The organism is Vibrio sp. dhg (genome assembly GCF_003443775.1).
Lineage (GTDB): Bacteria > Pseudomonadota > Gammaproteobacteria > Enterobacterales > Vibrionaceae > Vibrio > Vibrio natriegens.
In genome coordinates this window covers 232,875-249,555 of record NZ_CP028943.1, presented here as the reverse complement: position 1 = coordinate 249,555, position 16,681 = coordinate 232,875, and the positions used below count along the sequence as shown (strand labels likewise).

Below are 16,681 nucleotides of genomic sequence, written 5' to 3'. Positions count from 1 at the left end.
CTCCTTAGCGCTTCTTAGCTTTCTTATCCGCAGCGTGACCGCGGTAAGTACGTGTAGGTGCGAATTCACCCAGTTTGTGACCGATCATTTCATCAGTTACAAATACTGGTACGTGCTGACGACCATTATGGACAGCGATGGTCAAACCGATCATCGTAGGGATGATCATTGAACGACGGGACCAAGTCTTAATAGGCTTTTTGTCTCCGCTTTCCACCGCTTTCTCTACCTTCTTCAGCAAGTGTAGGTCAATAAAAGGACCTTTCTTGAGAGAACGTGGCATGGCGATTCCTCTTTAAATAGATTACTTGTTACGACGACGTACGATGTACTTGTCAGTGCGTTTGTTCTTACGAGTCTTGTAGCCTTTAGTTGGCATACCCCAAGGAGATACTGGATGACGGCCACCAGAAGTACGACCTTCACCACCACCGTGTGGGTGATCAACCGGGTTCATTACCACACCGCGAACGGTTGGACGAACACCGCGCCAGCGAGTAGCACCAGCTTTACCAAGTTCACGTAGCATGTGCTCAGAGTTACCAACTTCACCGATTGTTGCACGGCCTTCAGAAAGAACTTTGCGCATTTCGCCAGAACGTAGACGGATAGTTACGTACGTACCGTCGCGAGCAACGATTTGAGCGTAAGCACCAGCTGAACGAGCTAGCTGACCACCTTTACCAGGCTTAAGTTCAACGTTATGTACTGTTGAACCTACTGGGATGTTACGCATTGGTAGAGTGTTACCAGCTTTGATAGGTGCATCAACACCAGACTGAACAACATCACCAGCTACAACACCTTTAGGTGCTAGGATGTAGCGACGCTCACCGTCTTTGTAAAGAACTAGAGCAATGTTTGCGCTACGGTTTGGATCGTATTCAAGACGCTCAACTGTCGCTGGGATACCGTCTTTAGTACGTTTGAAGTCAATTACACGGTAGTGATGCTTGTGACCACCGCCGATATGACGTACTGTGATACGACCGTTGTTGTTACGACCACCATTCTTAGAGTTTTTCTCTAGAAGAGGTGCGTATGGCTTGCCCTTGTGTAGGTCAGCGTTAACAACTTTAACAACGTGACGACGACCAGGGGAAGTCGGCTTACATTTAACAATAGCCATTTTTAACTACTCCTGTTATTCCGCGCCGCCAACGAAGTCAAGATCTTGACCTTCTTTCAAAGTAACGTACGCTTTCTTAACGTCGCTGCGGCGACCTTGGCGTAGACCTTGACGTTTGGTCTTACCCTTAGTGATAAGAGTATTTACAGACTTAACTTCAACTTCAAATAGCTTTTCTACAGCTGCTTTGATCTCTTTTTTAGTTGCATCTTTAGCTACTTTGAAAACGATAGTGTTCGCTTTCTCAGCTGCCATAGTTGCTTTTTCAGAGATGTGCGGTGCACGTAGAACTTTTAGGATACGCTCTTCAGTGATCATGCTAGCATCTCCTCAACTTGTTTAACTGCTTCAGCAGTCATTACAACTTTGTCGAACGCGATTAGTGAAACTGGATCAATACCAGCAACGTCACGTGCGTCAACTTTGTATAGGTTACGAGCCGCTAGGAATAGATTCTCATCTACTTCGCTAGTCACGATTAGAGCGTCAGTTAGCTCAAGCTCTTTAAGCTTAGCAACTAGCTCTTTAGTCTTTGGTGCTTCAACTGAGAAGTTATCAACAACGATTAGACGCTCTTGACGAACAAGCTCAGAAAGAATGCTCTTCATAGCACCGCGGTACATTTTCTTGTTTACTTTTTGGCTGTGATCTTGTGGTTTCGCAGCAAAAGTAACACCACCCGAGCGCCAGATTGGGCTACGGATTGTACCAGCACGCGCACGGCCAGTACCTTTTTGACGCCATGGCTTAGCGCCACCGCCAGAAACTTCTGAACGTGTTTTTTGAGCACGAGTACCTTGACGAGCACCTGCTGCGTACGCAACAACTACTTGGTGTACAAGAGCTTCGTTAAACTCACGTCCGAAAGTAGTTTCGGAAACAGTTAGTGCATCAGCACCTTTAACCATTAGTTCCATTACTTACTCCTGAGACGTTATGCTTTAACAGCTGGTTTAACGATCACGTTGCCGCCAGTTGCGCCTGGGACTGCACCTTTAATAAGAAGCAGGTTGCGCTCAGCGTCAACACGTACGATCTCTAGGTTTTGAGTCGTTACACGCTCTGCACCCATGTGACCTGCCATTTTCTTGCCTTTAAATACGCGACCTGGAGTCTGACATTGACCGATAGAACCAGGAGCACGGTGAGACAATGAGTTACCGTGAGTCATATCTTGAGTACGGAAGTTCCAACGCTTAACAGCGCCTTGGAAGCCTTTACCCTTAGATGTACCAGTAACGTCTACTTTCTTAGTTTCGTTGAATAGTTCAACAGTTAGTTCAGAACCAACTTCAAACTCTTCGCCGTTTTCTAAACGGAATTCCCAAAGACCGCGACCAGCTTCAACGCCAGCTTTAGCAAAGTGACCTGCTTCAGCTTTGTTTACGCGGTTAGCTTTCTTTGCACCAGCAGTAACCTGGATTGCAGCGTAGCCGTCAGTTTCTAGAGTTTTCACTTGAGAAACGCGGTTAGCTTCAACTTCAACAACAGTTACTGGGATAGAAACGCCGTCTTCAGTAAATACGCGGGTCATGCCCACTTTACGACCGATTAGACCAATCATTCTTCTAATCTCCCTTAACCTAGGCTAATTTGAACGTCAACGCCCGCAGCAAGGTCTAGACGCATTAGAGCATCAACAGTTTTGTCTGTTGGCTCAACGATGTCGATTAGACGCTTGTGAGTACGGATTTCGTACTGGTCACGTGCTTTCTTGTTAACGTGTGGAGAGATAAGAACTGTGAAACGCTCTTTACGAGTTGGTAGTGGGATTGGACCACGAACCTGTGCGCCAGTGCGCTTAGCTGTTTCAACGATTTCCGCTGTAGAAGCGTCGATTAGTTTGTAATCGAAAGCTTTTAGGCGGATACGGATACGTTGGTTCTGCATGAGACAGAGCTCCAAATTAAATAAATTACACAAACAATATCGCCACTCAAACTCGTCAAGACGAGAGAATGCCGATTGATTTATGTGAAACCGTAGCATCCAAGATTAGGACGCATTGTCAGTTAATTTTCGATTAACTATCCCTACATACCAAAGTCACCTTTGGGGATAGTTTTTCCGAAGAAAAGATAGCTAATTGTATTAACCGCGAACATAAGCTGAGTCTACATTACCTAATAAATCCTTGGATTTATTAGCTCCTCACTGCTCATTGGTTCACAACTGGCTTAACCAGTGCGCTGCATTATACAGATCACATTTTAGGTTGCAAGCATTGAGTGAAAAATAATCGAGACAATTTTTAACTCACTGATTTACTACCACCAGCCAGTGTTACCATAAACAAAAAGGACGCCGAAGCGTCCTTTTCTAAACTGTAATCGTAATAGCAGTTGCTATTATTTCTTACCGCTTGATAGTGCACCGAAACGCTTGTTGAAGCGATCAACACGGCCGCCTGTATCAACGATACGTTGCTTACCAGTGTAGAATGGGTGGCACTTGTCACATACGTCTAGGTGGATAGACTCTTTACCTAGAGTAGAGTTGAACTCAAAAGAGTTGCCGCAAGAACAAGTAGCTTGTACTGCTTTGTATTCTGGGTGGATACCAGCTTTCATGGGATAACCTCAATAGTAGGCCGTGTCGCTATACGAGTCTAAGCCGCACACCACACGTAATTAATATCAAAAGTGCGATACCGCATCAGCATAATGCTGAAGCCATATCTCAAGGCGCGATATACTAATGAATCGCACTGATGGGATCAACACATTTGGCAATTTTTTCGCCACTTTTTTAGCCAGTCTACTGCTCATCGCCTGTTTGAACTGAGATCAGTGAGCTTTACTCGAATTTTCATTCCAACTTTAATAGACTCTAAGCTCCTTTCCCTCTTTATATTACAGCTGAACTTTATGCGTCCATCCATTGCCAGAGTGGCATTACCCGTTCCACTCGACAAACAGTTTGATTATGCCATCCCGGGGCACCTGTTCCCGATCATTGGTGGGCGCGTTTCCGTACCTTTTGGACGCCAGACCTTAGTCGGCATCGTTACTGCGATGGTGAATCACTCTGATTTTCCTAAAGAGCAGCTTAAACCAATTAAAGCCGTATTGGACTCACAACCTATCTGGTCAGAAAAGCTGTATTCATTGCTCACATGGTGTAGCCATTTTTATCAGTATCCATTAGGCGATACGCTTCACAATGCGATGCCAGCCGCGCTGAGAAAAGGAAAACCAGCCGATTTTGCCACCTTGCAGGAATGGCAGATCACCGAAGCGGGTAAAGACAAACTGATGCAAGGGCTTGATCGTCGGGCCGTGAAGCAACAAAAAGTTCTGCAAATCCTGGTAGACGGAGCCGTACCGCACCAAGAATTTGTAGAGCAAGAGATCGCCTCAACAGTGCTGAAATCGGTCGAAGAGAAAGGTTGGATTGAGCGAATTGAGAAGATGCCAACGATTTCAAACTGGCCTCAGCAAGTCGAAAACGACGTCGACAAACCCAAACTTAACCATGAGCAGGCGTTAGCCATCGCCAGCGTCAATAGCCAAAGTGGTTTTGCCTGCTATTTACTAGAGGGCGTAACAGGCTCTGGTAAGACCGAGGTTTACCTCAATCTGATCAAGCCGGTGTTGGAAAAAGGACGACAAGCGTTAGTTCTGGTGCCAGAAATTGGCCTGACACCACAAACCATCAACCGCTTTAAGCACCGCTTCAATGTCCCTGTTGATGTTATCCACTCAGGATTAAATGATACCGAACGTTTAAACGCTTGGTTATCGGCTCGTGATAAAGCGGCTGGAATTATCATTGGGACACGCTCCGCCCTACTGGCGCCATTTGCTGATCTCGGCATTATTATTGTCGACGAAGAACACGACTCTTCATATAAACAACAAGACAGTTTGCGCTACCACGCTCGTGATGTTGCTGTAATGCGTGCGCACAAAGAGCAAGTGCCTATTGTGTTGGGATCTGCGACTCCGGCACTTGAAACGCTGCACAATGCGTTGACGGGTAAATATCATCACCTGACACTAACTCAGCGTGCAGGCTCTGCGGTACCGACCACAAATAAAGTGCTCGACGTGAAAGGTCAATATTTAAAAAGCGGCTTGTCTGCGCCACTGATTGCTGAAATGCGTAAACACCTAAAAGCGGGCAATCAGGTAATGCTGTTTCTTAACCGCAGAGGTTTCTCCCCTGCACTAATGTGCCATGAATGTGGCTGGATAGCCGAGTGTAAGCGCTGTGATGCCTACTACACCTTCCATCAATACAGTAACGAAATACGCTGCCATCATTGCGGCTCACAGCAACCTGTAATTCATCAGTGTCAGGGATGTGGCTCCACTCAGTTAGTAACGGTCGGTGTTGGCACAGAACAGTTAGAGCATCAATTGGCGCAACTCTTCCCAGAATACAAAGCCATTCGTATCGACAGAGACAGCACCCGCCGTAAAGGCAGCTTAGAAGATGCCCTTGAATCGATTCGTAAAGGTGAGTTCCAGATTTTAATTGGTACCCAGATGCTTGCTAAAGGACACCACTTCCCCAACGTAACGCTGGTTGCCTTGTTGGATGTGGATGGCTCTTTATACAGCAGTGATTTCCGGGCTGCTGAACGCCTCGCGCAGCTTTTCATTCAGGTTGCGGGGCGGGCTGGTCGTGCGAGTAAGCCTGGAGAAGTAATTTTGCAGACTCACCACCCCGAGCACAGTTTGTTACAAGCATTGCTGCAAAAAGATTACCGCCACTTTGCCATGACCGCATTAGAGGAGCGGAAGTTAGCGCAACTACCTCCCTACAGTTACCTGACTCTATTTAAAGCAGAGGCAAACCAAAGTGAGGTAGTCGAAGACTTCCTGCGCCAAGTTCGTTTTACGCTGGAGTCTCACCCACTGTTTGACGACACTTGTATGGTACTTGGCCCGACCCCCTCACCTTTGGCTAAACGGGCGGGCAAATATCGCTGGCAACTCTTGCTGCAAACCCAACACCGGTCATTAATGCAAAAGTTATTAACCAGTGCAAAACCTGCTATTGAGTTGTTACCTAATGCCAAGAAAGTACGTTGGAATTTAGACATAGAACCACAGGATCTCAGCTAGCAAACGTTTAGCTATGTAATGAATTACCTTTTAATGTGATACACGTCACGTTGTCATTGTGGATTTTGTTAAACAGACCGTAACTTTCGCTATAGAAATGAATAGACTATCCCAATTAGTAAAGTCTTTAGTGCTTTGCAGAAAAAGACTTTAAATGAACACCATAGCGATTCCCCAAATTTGAATTGTTGTTCTGGTAATAAAGACGTACTTTACTCGGCAAATAAACACCAGAAATGTGATGGTAAAGTGCGAATTTATCTGTACTCAATGACAGTAATTTCACTACAGGGAATAACGTCACCTTGGCGAACAATTTGAGAGGTTAAAACACTATGGCGACAATGAAGGATGTTGCCCAGCTTGCGGGAGTGTCTACCGCGACGGTATCTCGAGCATTAATGAATCCGGAGAAAGTCTCCTCTTCAACCAGAAAAAGAGTTGAAGACGCGATACTCGAAGCAGGTTACTCACCAAATTCATTAGCGCGTAATTTACGACGAAATGAGTCGAAGACGATTGTTACGATCGTTCCTGACATCTGCGACCCTTACTTTTCCGAAATCATCCGTGGTATCGAAGATGCAGCGATGGAGCACGGCTACCTGGTTTTACTTGGAGACAGTGGCCAGCAGAAGAAACGCGAAAGCTCATTCGTAAACTTGGTATTTACAAAGCAAGCAGACGGGATGCTGCTACTTGGTACTGACTTACCGTTTGATGTGAGTAAGCCAGAGCAGAAAAACCTGCCACCAATGGTCATGGCGTGTGAATTTGCGCCTGAGCTGGAACTGCCAACCGTTCATATCGATAACCTGACTTCTGCCTTTGAAGCGGTCAATTATCTGACTCAGCTCGGCCACAAACGTATTGCGCAAATTTCAGGTCCTGATACCGCGGTATTGTGCCAATTCCGTCAACAAGGTTACCAGCAAGCACTGCGTCGTGCAGGGATAAATAAAGACCCGCAATACAGTATTGTCACCGAGTTCTCTTTTGACGGCGGTGCAAAAGCAGTGCGTAAACTGCTGGAACTAGCGGAGCCACCAACCGCGATTTTCTGCCACTGTGACACGATGGCAATCGGCGCCATTCAAGAAGCGAAGAAGCTCGGCTTCTGTGTACCACAAGATCTATCGGTCGTAGGTTTTGACGACATCAATTTCGCGCAGTACTCTGATCCACCGTTAACGACTATCTCTCAACCTCGCTACGAGATTGGCCGACAAGCGATGCTAATGATGTTAGAGCTTTTAAAAGGCCACGATGTGCATTCTGGATCTCGTCTTCTGGAGACTAACCTGATTGTGCGCGGAAGTACGGCGCCTCCTCAGCGAGCGTAAGCTTTTCTCGCTAAGATCAGTTAAGTTTCTGTCCATTAAAAGCAGCACTCATTTGGTGCTGCTTTTTTATATGTATCTATCAAGATTAGAGAAACAGGGTGTTTTCTCAACTCGTTCTGGATTAACATATTTGGAAGAATTCTTGATGACCAGAAATGACCGTGGCAAACAAAGATTATGTAAGAAGGGGGCGTGGTACCCCAAAAAAGTCGACAAAAAAACAGCCTTCAAGAAAGAAACCTTGGCGTAGTGGTCTACTGGCAATCGTGCTAGTGGGTGGTTTTGGCTACGGGCTATATTTGCTAAACAATGATCCAGAGCCTCAGCCACAAGTTGTGCAGCAATCAACGGCTCCGGTCAGCAAACCTAAGGCAAAGACAGATTTACCTCCCCCACCCGAAGAAAAATGGGAATACGTAGAATCTCTCCCAAATCGCGAAGTGGAAGTGGTCGCCAAAGAGATTCAAGTCTCGAAAATCCCTTACATCATGCAGTGTGGCGCTTATAAGACCCAGGCACAGGCAGAAGAGCGTAAGCTCGCCATCGCTTTCCAGGGCTTAACCAGCAAAATTGTTAAGAAAGAAGGCAGCTCTTGGTACCGAATTATTCTAGGCCCATACAAATTTAAGCGCGATGCAGAAAAAGATCGCCATAAATTGCAACGCGCTAAAATCGAGCCGTGTGCGATTTGGAAAGAGAATTTCTAGCGATAGAGTACAACCTGGGGCCAGTTTAATCGGCCCTAGGTCACTAGAAACCTACTCCACCGAAACCCCATCCTTTAATTTCCCCTTGAATCCCCTTTTCCTCTCCCCCATATACAATATTACTTCCAAAGAGAAATAATTAAGAGGTCGACTGTGACTACCATTGTATCTGTACGTCGAAATAATAAAGTCGTCATCGCGGGTGATGGCCAGGTATCTCTAGGCAATACCGTAATGAAAGGTAACGCGCGTAAAGTTCGCCGCCTTTACAACAATAAAGTACTGGCTGGTTTTGCCGGCGGTACTGCGGACGCCTTCACCCTTTTCGAGCGCTTCGAAAGCAAACTGCAAATGCACCAAGGCCATTTGACCAAAGCCGCTGTAGAGCTGGCGAAAGACTGGCGTAGTGATCGCGCGCTTCGTAAGCTAGAAGCACTACTTGCTGTTGCAGACGAAACCGCATCTTTAATCATCACCGGTAATGGTGATGTGGTTCAGCCAGAAAATGACTTGATTGCGATCGGTTCTGGTGGTGCGTACGCACAAGCGGCAGCAACGGCACTGTTAGAGAACACAGATCTGGATGCCCGTGAAATCGCAGAAAAAGCATTGAACATTGCGGGCGATATTTGTGTATTCACCAACCACAATCACACTGTAGAAGAGCTAGAATCAACTGCAGAGCTGGCCGCTCCAGCCGAGTAATCGTAACGAACTAAGGAAAGAATATGTCTGAAATGACCCCTCGCGAAATCGTTCATGAACTGAACCGCCATATTATTGGTCAAGACAAAGCAAAACGTTCGGTTGCGATTGCTCTTCGTAACCGCTGGCGTCGTATGCAGCTTGAAGAAAGCCTACGTGTCGAAGTTACACCTAAAAACATCCTGATGATCGGTCCAACTGGTGTTGGTAAAACTGAAATTGCACGCCGCCTCGCGAAGCTTGCAAATGCACCGTTCATTAAAGTAGAAGCGACCAAATTCACTGAAGTAGGTTACGTTGGTAAAGAAGTAGAAACCATCATCCGTGATCTTACCGATGTTGCAGTGAAGCTCACTCATCAACAAGCGATGGAAAAAGTAAAATTCCGCGCGGAAGAGCAAGCTGAAGAGCGTATTCTTGATGCACTACTGCCACCAGCTCGTGACAGCTGGGGACAAGCAGAACAGAGCGATGATAGCTCTCACACTCGTCAGATTTTCCGCAAGAAGTTGCGTGAAGGTCAGCTGGACGATAAAGAGATTGAAATCGATGTTGCCGCGCCTCAAATGGGTGTCGAGATCATGGCACCTCCTGGTATGGAAGAGATGACCAACCAGCTACAAGGTATGTTCCAAAACCTAGCGGGCGATACCAAGAAGAAACGTAAGCTAAAAATTAAAGACGCGATGAAAGCCCTTGCCGAGGAAGAAGCAGCGAAGCTTGTGAACCAGGAAGAGCTAAAAGAAGCCGCGATTTACAACGTTGAAAACAACGGTATCGTCTTCATTGATGAGATCGACAAGATCTGTAAACGTGGTGAAAGCTCTGGCCCTGACGTCTCTCGTGAAGGTGTTCAGCGTGACCTGCTACCTCTGATTGAAGGCAGCACTGTTTCCACCAAACACGGCATGGTAAAAACAGACCACATCTTGTTTGTAGCTTCTGGTGCATTCCAGGTCGCGAAGCCTTCTGACCTTATCCCAGAGCTGCAAGGCCGTCTGCCAATCCGTGTTGAACTTGAAGCTCTAAGCAGTAACGACTTCAAACGTATTCTGACTGAGCCTAAAGCGTCACTGACTGAGCAATACATCGCGTTGATGAAGACAGAAGATGTCGACATTGAATTTACTGAAGACGGTATCACGCGAATTGCTGAAGCCGCATGGACAGTAAATGAAACCACCGAAAACATCGGTGCTCGTCGTCTGCATACCGTTATGGAGCGTCTGATGGACGAAATCTCTTACGATGCAGCAGAGCAATCTGGCGCTAAGTTTGTGATTGACGCAGCCTACGTGCAAGCTCGTCTGGGCGATACAATTGAAGATGAAGATCTAAGCCGCTTTATTCTTTAATAAGCACTCTAATCAACAAAGCCCAGAGATTCCGTCTCTGGGCTTTTTGGTTCTGCGACGACAATTCAACAACAGTATATTTGTGCAATCGCCGGCACTCGTACTTGAAATGCTATTCTCATACTTCAAAATCCAGAACCTCGCTTTTCAACCAACCCTCTACTTCCTGACTCTCTTTGACTTGCTTTAGGTCAATAGCGCATCTGCTTCTTTATGCTTATACTGGACACATCGGTTACTAGCACGAAATATCCATGAAACAATCTCTACAGATTTGGCTCGACGCCGCTCGTCCCAAAACATTACCGCTGGCATTAGTCTCTATTCTTACTGGTAGTGTGCTTGCTTATGCTGCAGATCAATTCTCTTTGCCTATTTCCTTGATGGCGTTTATCACCGCGACTCTGTTACAGATCCTTTCCAATCTGGCCAATGATTATGGCGACGCAGTAAAAGGAACCGACAATGAAAAACGCCTTGGTCCACTGCGTGCTTTACAGTCTGGCGCAGTAACGAAAGAGCAAATGAAGCAGGCAATTGGCTTCAACATCGTGCTAACCGTCATTTCCGGCCTGATCTTAGTGTTTTACTCTTTGAGCTCTCTTGAAAGTATTCTCACCTTCATCGGATTGGGTATTCTTGCCATCCTTGCCGCCATTGCCTACACCATGGGCAGCAAACCGTACGGTTATGTCGGACTGGGCGATATTTCTGTCTTTCTGTTTTTTGGCTTACTTGGCGTATCCGGCACCTATTTCCTGCATACCGGACATGTCGATACCACCCTATTCTTACCCGCTTTGGGATGCGGCTTACTGGCCGTCGCCGTTCTTAATATCAATAACATGCGTGATATTGATAACGACCGTGAGTGTGGAAAACGAACCGTAGCCGTACGCTTGGGACAACAAAAGGCCAAGCAGTACCATTTCATCTTATTAGGTGGCGCTATTCTCGCTTTCGCTGTTTACCTGCTTATTCAGGACAAACCGGTTTGGATCAGTCTGCCATTCTTATTAAGCATTTATTTTGTCGCCCATCATGGCAAAGCCGTTTGGGAAACCGAAAAGCCTGCACAGATCGCACCTATGATGCCAGTGATCGTAAAATGCTCGCTGGTTACCAACGTTTTATTTGCAACAATTGTGGTAGCTCAAACTCTGGCAAGTTAAAAAAGGATTGTCATTGCATTGGCTTGATGCCCAGATATACTCAAAGACAACCAGTTTCTGTTTAGAAAGGTACGCTATGGAATACAATACCTCAGCACTCTGTGATATTTACCTCGAGCAGGTAGATGTGGTTGAACCAATGTTCAGTAATTTTGGCGGTCGCGCTTCCTTTGCCGGACAAATCACCACCATCAAGTGTTTTGAAGACAATTCGCTGATCCGTGAAACGTTAGAGCAAGATGGCCTAGGTCGCGTGCTGCTAATTGACGGCGGTGGTTCCTTACGCAAAGCCCTTGTCGACGCAGAAATCGCAACCATCGCAGAAGAAAATGAGTGGGAAGGCATTGTCGTATACGGCTGCGTTCGTGAAATCGACGAACTGGAAGATATGAACCTTGGCGTTCAGGCTCTCGCCTCTATTCCTGTCGGCGCATCTAGCCAGGGTATAGGTGAACTCGACGTACCTGTGAACTTTGGCGGCGTTAGCTTTCTACCAGAAGACTACATTTACGCGGACAGCACTGGCATCATTCTGTCTCCAGAACCGCTCAATATCGACCTAGAACTGGACGAGGAAGTTGAGGAAGAAGAGTTAGAGGAACAAGATCCTAGGCTTTAGCGCTTTTCCCTACACCAAATACACAAACACCCGCTTATAGCGGGTGTTTTCAATTCTGGACAGAAAAGTAGAATTATTCCACTTCTTCCATTTTGCCAAGTAGTGCACGAATGCGCTCTTGCCACTGCGCGTGCTCTTGCTGTGCTTGCTCAGCTTTCTGCTCAAGCTCTTCGCGTTGCGTGCGAAGCTCGTTTGCTTGTGCTTCTAGCTTTACTTTATCTTCTTTCAGCTCTTCAACTTCCATTTGAAGAAGAGTGATTGTGTCAACTGCAGTTTGAATTTTAGATTCTAGTTGTGCTAATACTTCAAAAGACATCTTGGCCTACCTATGTTGTTCCGTTGGGATGATGCACGAGACAGGCGCGCACCTTACCTATATGAGGTTCATTCTACTCAGCGTTGCGACGAGAAACACTCACTATATTCGATATTTTGCATCATTCGGTTAAAAAACCGGCGCAATCTCACTAAATGCTGACTTTTCTGATCACCGAAGCATTTTTGAGCAAGGTATTTGCCTCTCGCCACGAGAAAAACGCACTCAGTATTGATCAAATTCAACTTAACCAAAGTAAAAGCTCGGCAAAAACGCAAACGTTTAACACTCGTTATGGTAAAATCGCCGCGCAAATTCTTCTTCCCTCTTGCTTACTTGGAGACATCATGAAACGTGATTTAGCAATGGCATTTTCCCGTGTTACTGAAGGTGCAGCACTGGCTGGTTATAAATGGCTTGGTCGCGGCGATAAAAACGCAGCGGACGGTGCAGCCGTTGAGGTTATGCGCACACTACTGAACAAAACAGAAATCAGCGGTGAAATTGTTATTGGCGAAGGTGAAATCGATGATGCACCAATGCTGTACATCGGTGAGCAAGTGGGTATTGGTGGCGATGAAGTCGATATTGCAGTCGATCCTATCGAAGGCACACGCATGACGGCCATGGGTCAATCAAATGCTTTAGCGGTTCTTGCGGCCGGTGAAAAAGGCAGCTTCCTTAAAGCGCCTGACATGTACATGGAAAAACTGGTGGTTGGCCCAGGTGCAAAAGGCGTTATCGATTTAGAAAAGCCACTAAAAGAAAACCTAGAGAACATCGCCAATGCGCTGAACAAAACTCTAGACACTTTAGTTGTGATCACGCTGGCTAAGCCTCGTCACGACAAAGTGATCGCAGAAATGCAGGCAATGGGCGTACGCGTATTTGCTGTGCCAGACGGTGATGTAGCCGCTTCAATCCTGACTTGTATGCCAGACAGCGAAGTGGACGTCATGTACTGCATTGGCGGCGCACCAGAAGGCGTAGTTTCTGCGGCGGTCATTCGTGCACTAGATGGTGACATGCATGGCCGTCTACTTCCTCGTCATGAAGTAAAAGGTAATACAGAAGAAAACCGCATCTACGGCGCAGCAGAACTAAAACGCTGTGAAGAGATGGGTGTGAAAGCAAACGTCGTGTTAAAAATGGAAGACATGGCATGCAGTGACAACGTTGTGTTCTCCGCGACAGGCATCACCAAAGGTGATCTGCTAGAAGGCATTACTCGCCAAGGCAATATCGCGACAACAGAAACCCTGCTTATTCGTGGTCGCTGCCGCACCATCCGTCGCATCAAGTCGATCCATTACTTAGAACGTAAAGATCAAGAAGTGCGCGATATTATTCTTTAATAAGTATCAGAGATTTTAGGGCCTGGATAAACGGCCCTAGTATCTCGCTTATCTCACCAAAACTAAGTCAACACTTTTCTTTACAAAACCTATCGCGCATAATATGTCATGACATATAAATGGTGGGAATATGAAAACCGTAGATAGGATATTGCAAATCGTTAAGCGTGATGGCTCTGTCACGGCAAAACAACTCTCTTCTGAACTTGGAATGACCACCATGGGTGCACGTCAGCATCTTCAAGGTTTAGAAGATGATGGCATCCTGTCTATCTACGACGTCAAAGTCAAAGTCGGTCGCCCGACCAGGCACTGGGCTCTTACTCAAAAAGGCCATGAGCAATTTGCCGATCGCCATGGTGAACTTACCGTACAATTCATCGAAGCGGTCGAACACATCTTTGGTAAAGATGGCCTCGAGAAAGTGACCTCTGAGCGCGAAAAGCTCACGTTACAAAACTATCGTCAACATCTTGATGAATGTGACACGCTGGAAAGCAAATTGAAAACGCTGGTCTCATTACGAGAACAAGAAGGCTACATGGCAGAACTAGAGCAAGATGAGCACGGTTTTATCTTAATTGAGAACCACTGCCCTATTTGTAAAGCTGCTACACGTTGTCCTAGTCTCTGCCAGTCAGAGCTAAGTGTGTTCCAAGCACTACTTGGCGATGAAACTCGTGTGGAACGCACTGAGCATATCATTAGCGGCCAGCGACGTTGCGTATACCGTATTCAAGCGTAGGCAATGATTAGAATCACGCAGTTCCTTCCTAGAACTTATCTATAAAACCGCTCTCTTATATCTGAGACTACAGAGTCATTTTGCCGTTCTCCTCTTCTCCGTGATATACGCTTTTAATATCGAAGTGTAACTATCCGCATGGATTTGGAGACAAATGATGGCCAATCTGCGTACTCACAAACCGCAAACTCTGCCCTCTTTCGACGAACTGATGCAAATGGCACAAGATGACCCGGAAGCTTTTGAGCAATTCCGACAAGATAAGGCCCGCGAAATGATAGAAGGCGCATCGAAAAGCATGCAGCCACGACTTTGGGCGCAGCAGAGCCATATAGACAGAGTGATCAACAACTGTAAAAACCCAAACCATGTCAACGTGGTATTGATGAATGAACTACAGAAACAAGTGATGAAGTTCAGAGAAGCGTTGCAAGGAGCACCACAACCTGAAAAGACACGTAATGTGGTTCAGTTCAGGTCGATGAGGGACAATGACGATTATTATTGATGACTCTCGGATCCTGTAATAATCGCCCTTAAACTTACCAATACGCTCACTCGTCGTCCTAGCGAGCAGCATCATTTATCCGACAGGATCAGGGCCGTACTGATTAGGGCCTTTCGTTCCTTTTAATAAACCACATTCAACCAAAATCCATACGCCACAAATTAAAGATATAGAAGCAATGAACAGTTGCGGCGTAGCCGACTCTTGTGAAACTGGGCTCGTCATTGGTGTAGCGAGCCGACCTAAAACCAAAGGAATATTCAGCGCTAACCAATAAATCGATTTATCACGATCGTGCCAGCGCTTTGTGGTAATCGCGAGATCAGGAATAAGCATGACCAAAAGAAAAATAGGCAGCAGAAGGTGAGAAAACGCGGGAAACAGCTGATTGATACCCACGCCAAAACCTAAGATAGAAACGTAATAGACAATGTTCCATATCCAAAACGTTTTACGCCCGATGCGCCCTCGGAAAGAAAACAGTAGCTCTTTAGTTAGCATTCGCAATTACCCAAAAAAATAAACATGTCATTCAAATAGCACTGGTAGCCTAAAAGTTTGTCTTTACTACTAGCATAGAGCAGACGAGCCTTCATGTTTTAAAATATCAATAAAAATCAGCGATTAGTGATAGAGAAATACTTTTCCAACGTTTTGATACAGATAAGGTCTTCTCTATTTTTATCTTGGAACTGCGCAACATGCTCATGGGCATTATCCAAAATTTTCTTGGCTTCAGCTGGGTTCTTTAAGTAGTAATTGACCTTATCTTCAAAGTCAGACCAATCATCTTTAACTTCTATATAATGTACACCCGGCTTAAGTGCCCCCTCCATAAACCAGGTTTCGAATCGCATTTTCGGCGTGATAACGACTGAGTTTGAAGACATCGCCCATTTTAAGTTAGAAGCCACGTCATTCCCTTCTAGGCAAATGAGAAATTTATATTGCAGCTGCTCCTCAATGGACATAAACGGCTGCTTCCACTCAGGGTGCTCTTTAGACGGGTTTGATTGACCCGCATCTACCAGTGGATGGCCAAACATGGCGTTCATAAAACGAATGCGATGTTTTTGTTTCACAGCGCCGCGGAAAACCGCCATATCTTTCTTATCCAGATATTCTGTTTTGTCTTCAATAAAACGAAAGTGGCGCATTTTATCTAACTTAAACAACACCGACGTTGAGTTGTCACCCTGTGTCGGCCTGGCTTTATACAGAGTTGGCTGTGGCTCGACTTTTACGTGGTCGCCAAAGTAGTACGCGAACTTAAGGTGTTTAGGAAAATAGTGCAGGTACTGCTTTAAGTCATAGAAATAAGCACTCTTGCCACGACGCTGATAGGTGTGTTGCGTGATAGCATCACTTGGTAACTCATGCAATTCATTCGGCTTACAGTAATAATCAACACGAGCCTGAATCGCGTCTTTATCCTGTTCAAAATGGCGCTCTAATTGAGCTTTACGCCGTTGAAAAACAAAGGACGGAACGACGTTGAGTAGTAAGTTGTTAAGATAGTAGAAAAGTTTCATTAAATAGACCTAGAAGTCAATGCCGTGCAATAGGTTAGCAGAATCACAAAACTAGGGGTAGATGAACTAAGGCTTCACTGCGTGAGAAAGGTCACCACGCAGCGAGTTAACAGAAGAAGATGG

At 45.9% G+C, this 16,681-nt stretch carries 20 protein-coding genes; 10 read left to right on the top strand and 10 right to left on the bottom strand.

Annotated features, from left to right (window positions below; genetic code table 11):
- Positions 1-4: 4 nt before the first annotated feature.
- From rpsS to rpmE, 7 genes are all read right to left on the bottom strand, one after another.
- Positions 5-283, bottom strand: a complete 279-nt coding sequence (gene rpsS, locus DBX26_RS01175) for a 30S ribosomal protein S19 (RefSeq protein ID WP_004394525.1) — start codon at positions 281-283, stop codon at positions 5-7.
- 21 nt (positions 284-304) lie between these two features.
- Positions 305-1,129: a 50S ribosomal protein L2 gene (gene rplB, locus DBX26_RS01170; protein WP_014230665.1), complete on the bottom strand. Its 825-nt coding sequence runs from the start codon at positions 1,127-1,129 to the stop codon at positions 305-307.
- A gap of 15 nt (positions 1,130-1,144) precedes the next feature.
- On the bottom strand, positions 1,145-1,447 hold the full coding sequence (gene rplW / locus DBX26_RS01165) for a 50S ribosomal protein L23 (protein WP_004398471.1): 303 nt from the start codon (positions 1,445-1,447) through the stop codon (positions 1,145-1,147).
- Positions 1,444-2,046, bottom strand: coding sequence for a 50S ribosomal protein L4 (rplD, locus tag DBX26_RS01160; protein WP_014230664.1), 603 nt, complete (start codon positions 2,044-2,046; stop codon positions 1,444-1,446). Before rplD ends, rplW begins: the two co-directional genes overlap by 4 nt.
- 17 nt (positions 2,047-2,063) lie before the next feature.
- Positions 2,064-2,693 carry a 50S ribosomal protein L3 gene (gene rplC, locus DBX26_RS01155; RefSeq protein ID WP_014230663.1) on the bottom strand — a complete coding sequence of 210 codons (630 nt, stop codon included), beginning with the start codon at positions 2,691-2,693 and terminating at the stop codon, positions 2,064-2,066.
- Between the two features lie 14 nt (positions 2,694-2,707).
- Entirely contained in the window at positions 2,708-3,019 is a 312-nt protein-coding gene (rpsJ, locus tag DBX26_RS01150; RefSeq protein WP_004410492.1) for a 30S ribosomal protein S10, read from the bottom strand.
- A gap of 458 nt (positions 3,020-3,477) precedes the next feature.
- Entirely contained in the window at positions 3,478-3,699 is a 222-nt protein-coding gene (gene rpmE / locus DBX26_RS01145; protein ID WP_014230662.1) for a 50S ribosomal protein L31, read from the bottom strand.
- Positions 3,700-3,996: 297 nt separating this feature from the next.
- On the opposite strand from rpmE, the gene priA reads away from it, so the two are divergent.
- From priA to rraA, 7 genes are all read left to right on the top strand, one after another.
- Positions 3,997-6,201: a primosomal protein N' gene (gene priA / locus DBX26_RS01140; protein WP_118117604.1), complete on the top strand. Its 2,205-nt coding sequence runs from the start codon at positions 3,997-3,999 to the stop codon at positions 6,199-6,201.
- Between the two features lie 335 nt (positions 6,202-6,536).
- Positions 6,537-7,544 carry a DNA-binding transcriptional regulator CytR gene (gene cytR, locus DBX26_RS01135; protein ID WP_118117602.1) on the top strand — a complete coding sequence of 336 codons (1,008 nt, stop codon included), beginning with the start codon at positions 6,537-6,539 and terminating at the stop codon, positions 7,542-7,544.
- A 161-nt stretch (positions 7,545-7,705) separates the two neighbouring features.
- Positions 7,706-8,251 (top strand): SPOR domain-containing protein, encoded by a 546-nt coding sequence (locus DBX26_RS01130; protein WP_014230659.1) that lies wholly within the window; start codon positions 7,706-7,708, stop codon positions 8,249-8,251.
- Positions 8,252-8,404: 153 nt separating this feature from the next.
- A complete protein-coding gene (gene hslV, locus DBX26_RS01125) occupies positions 8,405-8,956 on the top strand; it encodes an ATP-dependent protease subunit HslV (RefSeq protein WP_014230658.1) in 552 nt (183 codons plus the stop codon).
- A 23-nt stretch (positions 8,957-8,979) separates the two neighbouring features.
- Positions 8,980-10,311, top strand: a complete 1,332-nt coding sequence (hslU, locus tag DBX26_RS01120) for an HslU--HslV peptidase ATPase subunit (RefSeq protein WP_014230657.1) — start codon at positions 8,980-8,982, stop codon at positions 10,309-10,311.
- Between the two features lie 254 nt (positions 10,312-10,565).
- Positions 10,566-11,483: a 1,4-dihydroxy-2-naphthoate polyprenyltransferase gene (locus DBX26_RS01115; RefSeq protein WP_118117600.1), complete on the top strand. Its 918-nt coding sequence runs from the start codon at positions 10,566-10,568 to the stop codon at positions 11,481-11,483.
- Between the two features lie 76 nt (positions 11,484-11,559).
- The gene (rraA, locus tag DBX26_RS01110; RefSeq protein ID WP_118117598.1) at positions 11,560-12,102 is read left to right on the top strand and encodes a ribonuclease E activity regulator RraA; all 543 of its coding nucleotides are present in this window, start codon (positions 11,560-11,562) and stop codon (positions 12,100-12,102) included.
- Positions 12,103-12,175: 73 nt separating this feature from the next.
- On the opposite strand, the gene zapB is transcribed toward rraA, so the two are convergent.
- The gene (zapB, locus tag DBX26_RS01105; protein WP_014230654.1) at positions 12,176-12,418 is read right to left on the bottom strand and encodes a cell division protein ZapB; all 243 of its coding nucleotides are present in this window, start codon (positions 12,416-12,418) and stop codon (positions 12,176-12,178) included.
- A 347-nt stretch (positions 12,419-12,765) separates the two neighbouring features.
- On the opposite strand from zapB, the gene glpX reads away from it, so the two are divergent.
- The 3 genes from glpX to DBX26_RS01085 all read left to right on the top strand — a co-directional run bounded on the left by glpX (position 12,766) and on the right by DBX26_RS01085 (position 15,026).
- Positions 12,766-13,773: a class II fructose-bisphosphatase gene (glpX, locus tag DBX26_RS01095; protein ID WP_065297622.1), complete on the top strand. Its 1,008-nt coding sequence runs from the start codon at positions 12,766-12,768 to the stop codon at positions 13,771-13,773.
- Positions 13,774-13,903: 130 nt separating this feature from the next.
- The gene (locus DBX26_RS01090; RefSeq protein WP_118117594.1) at positions 13,904-14,518 is read left to right on the top strand and encodes a metalloregulator ArsR/SmtB family transcription factor; all 615 of its coding nucleotides are present in this window, start codon (positions 13,904-13,906) and stop codon (positions 14,516-14,518) included.
- Between the two features lie 157 nt (positions 14,519-14,675).
- Positions 14,676-15,026: a DUF3135 domain-containing protein gene (locus DBX26_RS01085; RefSeq protein WP_118117592.1), complete on the top strand. Its 351-nt coding sequence runs from the start codon at positions 14,676-14,678 to the stop codon at positions 15,024-15,026.
- A 75-nt stretch (positions 15,027-15,101) separates the two neighbouring features.
- Here the strand turns inward: DBX26_RS01085 and DBX26_RS01080 are convergent, their stop codons facing one another.
- Both DBX26_RS01080 and DBX26_RS01075 read right to left on the bottom strand, forming a co-directional pair.
- On the bottom strand, positions 15,102-15,527 hold the full coding sequence (locus DBX26_RS01080; protein ID WP_118117590.1) for a DUF805 domain-containing protein: 426 nt from the start codon (positions 15,525-15,527) through the stop codon (positions 15,102-15,104).
- 116 nt (positions 15,528-15,643) lie between these two features.
- Entirely contained in the window at positions 15,644-16,558 is a 915-nt protein-coding gene (locus DBX26_RS01075) for a glycosyl transferase family 90 (RefSeq protein ID WP_118117588.1), read from the bottom strand.
- Positions 16,559-16,681 lie beyond the last annotated feature (123 nt).

What these genes read in the sequence shown, in the direction of transcription:
- rpsS (WP_004394525.1), bottom strand. Translation starts at nt 283, where the DNA reads ATGCCACGTTCTCTCAAGAAAGGTCCTTTTATTGACCTACACTTGCTG.
- rplB (WP_014230665.1), bottom strand. Translation starts at nt 1,129, where the DNA reads ATGGCTATTGTTAAATGTAAGCCGACTTCCCCTGGTCGTCGTCACGTT.
- rplW (WP_004398471.1), bottom strand. Translation starts at nt 1,447, where the DNA reads ATGATCACTGAAGAGCGTATCCTAAAAGTTCTACGTGCACCGCACATC.
- rplD (WP_014230664.1), bottom strand. Translation starts at nt 2,046, where the DNA reads ATGGAACTAATGGTTAAAGGTGCTGATGCACTAACTGTTTCCGAAACT.
- rplC (WP_014230663.1), bottom strand. Translation starts at nt 2,693, where the DNA reads ATGATTGGTCTAATCGGTCGTAAAGTGGGCATGACCCGCGTATTTACT.
- rpsJ (WP_004410492.1), bottom strand. Translation starts at nt 3,019, where the DNA reads ATGCAGAACCAACGTATCCGTATCCGCCTAAAAGCTTTCGATTACAAA.
- rpmE (WP_014230662.1), bottom strand. Translation starts at nt 3,699, where the DNA reads ATGAAAGCTGGTATCCACCCAGAATACAAAGCAGTACAAGCTACTTGT.
- priA (WP_118117604.1), top strand. Translation starts at nt 3,997, where the DNA reads ATGCGTCCATCCATTGCCAGAGTGGCATTACCCGTTCCACTCGACAAA.
- cytR (WP_118117602.1), top strand. Translation starts at nt 6,537, where the DNA reads ATGGCGACAATGAAGGATGTTGCCCAGCTTGCGGGAGTGTCTACCGCG.
- hslU (WP_014230657.1), top strand. Translation starts at nt 8,980, where the DNA reads ATGTCTGAAATGACCCCTCGCGAAATCGTTCATGAACTGAACCGCCAT.
- DBX26_RS01115 (WP_118117600.1), top strand. Translation starts at nt 10,566, where the DNA reads ATGAAACAATCTCTACAGATTTGGCTCGACGCCGCTCGTCCCAAAACA.
- rraA (WP_118117598.1), top strand. Translation starts at nt 11,560, where the DNA reads ATGGAATACAATACCTCAGCACTCTGTGATATTTACCTCGAGCAGGTA.
- zapB (WP_014230654.1), bottom strand. Translation starts at nt 12,418, where the DNA reads ATGTCTTTTGAAGTATTAGCACAACTAGAATCTAAAATTCAAACTGCA.
- glpX (WP_065297622.1), top strand. Translation starts at nt 12,766, where the DNA reads ATGAAACGTGATTTAGCAATGGCATTTTCCCGTGTTACTGAAGGTGCA.
- DBX26_RS01090 (WP_118117594.1), top strand. Translation starts at nt 13,904, where the DNA reads ATGAAAACCGTAGATAGGATATTGCAAATCGTTAAGCGTGATGGCTCT.
- DBX26_RS01085 (WP_118117592.1), top strand. Translation starts at nt 14,676, where the DNA reads ATGGCCAATCTGCGTACTCACAAACCGCAAACTCTGCCCTCTTTCGAC.
- DBX26_RS01080 (WP_118117590.1), bottom strand. Translation starts at nt 15,527, where the DNA reads ATGCTAACTAAAGAGCTACTGTTTTCTTTCCGAGGGCGCATCGGGCGT.
- DBX26_RS01075 (WP_118117588.1), bottom strand. Translation starts at nt 16,558, where the DNA reads ATGAAACTTTTCTACTATCTTAACAACTTACTACTCAACGTCGTTCCG.